The following is a 2367-nucleotide window of genomic DNA, read 5'->3' on the forward strand; positions in this document are numbered from 1 at the left end:
ACCGCCGCGACGGCCGTTCCGAGATCGCGGTGCGGCAGCGAAGCGGCGTGGTGCGCGCCGCGGCCGTCACCACCGGCCGCGGCACCCGGGTCGTCCTCGCGGGAGCCGCCCGCCTGCTCCCTACGACTGGCCGACGTTGACCATCCAGGCGACGCCGAACCTGTCGACCAACTGGCCGAACTCGTCGCCCCACATCTGCTTCTCCAGCGGCATGGTCACCTCGCCGCCCTCGGAGAGCTTGGCGAAGAACTCGCGCAGCACGGTGTCGTCGCCGCTCAGGCTGACGCTGAAGCTGTCGCCGGACGGCGCCGTGGTACCGGGCATCATGTCGGCGCCCATCAACGTGTAGCCCTGCTCGGTCTCCAGCTGAGCGTGCATGATCTTGTCTTTGAGCGACGGGTCGGGGTTGCCGAAGTCGCCGTGCGTGTTCATGGTGAGCTCGCCGCCGAAGACGGACTTGTAGAACTCCATGGCCTCGCGCGCGTTGCCGTCGAAGCCCAGGTACGGGTTCAGTCGAGAAGTCATGCCCCGCAACCTAGACCTGAGGTACGACTACTGGAACAACTTCGCCGCGGTGATGACCGTCTGGATGATGCCGTACCCCAGAAGCACCGCCACCAGCGCCCACGACAACACGAGCCTCATGCCGCCACCTCCTTCTCGGCCGGCTCGGCCGGCTCGTGGAACCTCTCGGGGACCGGGCGCACCAGCAGGTTCGCCACGAAGCCGACGGCCAGCACCCCGACCATCGTGAACAACGCCGGCCGGTACGCCTCGGCCGTCAGCGTGCCGGGCTTGCCCTGCGCGTCCAGGAAGCCGTTGATGATGAGCGGGCCGGCCACCCCGGCGGCCGACCACGCGGTCAGCAGCCGGCCGTGGATGGCGCCCACCTGGTACGTGCCGAACAGATCCCGCAGATACGCCGGCACGGTCGCGAACCCGCCGCCGTAGAACGACAGGATCAGCCCGGCGAGCAGCACGAACAGCGCGGTCGCGGTGTGCCCGGCGACGGCCAGCAGCACGTAGAGCACCATGCCGACGCCCAGGTAGATCATGTAGATCGGGCGCCGGCCGATCAGGTCGGAGGTCGACGACCAGGCGAATCGGCCGGCCATGTTGAACAGCGAGAGCACGCCGACGAAGCCGGCCGCCGCCGTGACCGCGACCGACGAGTCGCCGCCGGCGTCGCGGAAGAAGTCCTGGATCATCGGACTGGCCTGCTCGAGGATGCCGATGCCGGCCGTCACGTTGCAGAAGAGCACCACCCAGAGCAGCCAGAACGAGCGGGTCTTGATGGCGTTGGCGGCGGACACGCTCGCGGTGGTGACCAGCGGCTTCGCGGCGACCTGCGACGGGTCCCAGCCGGCCGGCTGCCAGCCCTCGGCGGGCACCCGGATGTTGGCGACGCCGAACATCATGATCACGAAGTAGGCGATGCCGAGGGTGAGGAACAGGGCGACCAGGGCGCCGCCGGAGGCGGTCGAGGTGGCGACGTTCGGGTCGTAGCCGTCGTCGTAGAAGCTCATCAGCTGCCGCGACAGCGGGCCGGCGACCAGCGCGCCGCCGCCGAAGCCCATGATCGCGAGACCGGTGGCGAGGCCGGGACGGTCCGGGAACCACTTGATCAGGGTGGAGACCGGGGAGATGTAGCCGATGCCCAGACCGATGCCGCCGAGTACGCCGTACCCGAGGTAGAGCAACCACAGCTGGCCCGTCGCGATGCCCAGCGCACCGACCAGGAAGCCGGTCGCCCAGAACGACGCGGACACGAACATCGCCTTGCGCGGGCCGTTCGCCTCCACCCAGGTGCCGCCCACCGCGGCCGAGAGCCCCAGCATGACGATCGCGATGCTGAAGATGATCCCGATCTCGGTCTGGCTGGCGTCGAAGTGCTTGACCAGCGAGTTCTTGTACACGCTGGTGGCGTAGACCTGACCGATGCACAGGTGCACGGACAGCGCTGCGGGCGGGATCAGCCACCGGCTGAAGCCCGCCGGGGCGACGGACCGCTCCCGGTCGAGCGCGGACAGCACCGACATCTGGACCCACCTCCATCGATGGCTCGGATCGGGAAGATCGTAAGCCCTCACGTCGGGTTCCGCTTCGCCGAAGGGACACTCGTGAGCCGGGTGCTGCGTCCGCGCGCCAGGCGGCGACTGCTCCACGCCGTCCTGGTGCTGGGCGTGCTGGCCGTCGGCGGCGTGGCCACCACCGTGGCCACGGTCCAGGTCGGCCGGGCCCACCAGCAGCTCGGCAAGCAGGCGATGGACCGGGCGATCCAGGACGTCACGGACGGCATCAAACGACGAGCTGGGGCACGGCGCCGGCGACGCGGTAGCAATATTTGTTAATTTCAGTATATCCTTT

Annotated in this window: 3 protein-coding genes; 1 reads left to right on the plus strand and 2 read right to left on the minus strand. The window is 68.9% G+C overall.

Going from position 1 to position 2367, the window contains the following annotated elements; translation table 11 throughout:
* Positions 1-120: 120 nt before the first annotated feature.
* Together AB0M20_RS38675 and AB0M20_RS38680 are read right to left on the minus strand one after the other, a co-directional pair.
* Positions 121-525, minus strand: coding sequence for a VOC family protein (locus AB0M20_RS38675; protein ID WP_364305924.1), 405 nt, complete (start codon positions 523-525; stop codon positions 121-123).
* 116 nt (positions 526-641) lie between these two features.
* Positions 642-2033 carry an OFA family MFS transporter gene (locus AB0M20_RS38680; RefSeq protein ID WP_364305927.1) on the minus strand — a complete coding sequence of 464 codons (1392 nt, stop codon included), beginning with the start codon at positions 2031-2033 and terminating at the stop codon, positions 642-644.
* A gap of 87 nt (positions 2034-2120) precedes the next feature.
* Here AB0M20_RS38680 and AB0M20_RS38685 point away from each other — a divergent pair, with 87 nt between their 5' ends.
* Positions 2121-2351, plus strand: coding sequence for a hypothetical protein (locus AB0M20_RS38685; RefSeq protein WP_364305925.1), 231 nt, complete (start codon positions 2121-2123; stop codon positions 2349-2351).
* The last annotated feature ends 16 nt before the right edge of the window (positions 2352-2367 follow it).

The sequence above is a fragment of the Actinoplanes sp. NPDC051633 genome, assembly GCF_040681735.1.
Classification (GTDB): Bacteria; Actinomycetota; Actinomycetes; order Mycobacteriales; family Micromonosporaceae; genus Actinoplanes.

What these genes read in the sequence shown, in the direction of transcription:
- AB0M20_RS38675 (WP_364305924.1), bottom strand. Translation starts at nt 525, where the DNA reads ATGACTTCTCGACTGAACCCGTACCTGGGCTTCGACGGCAACGCGCGC.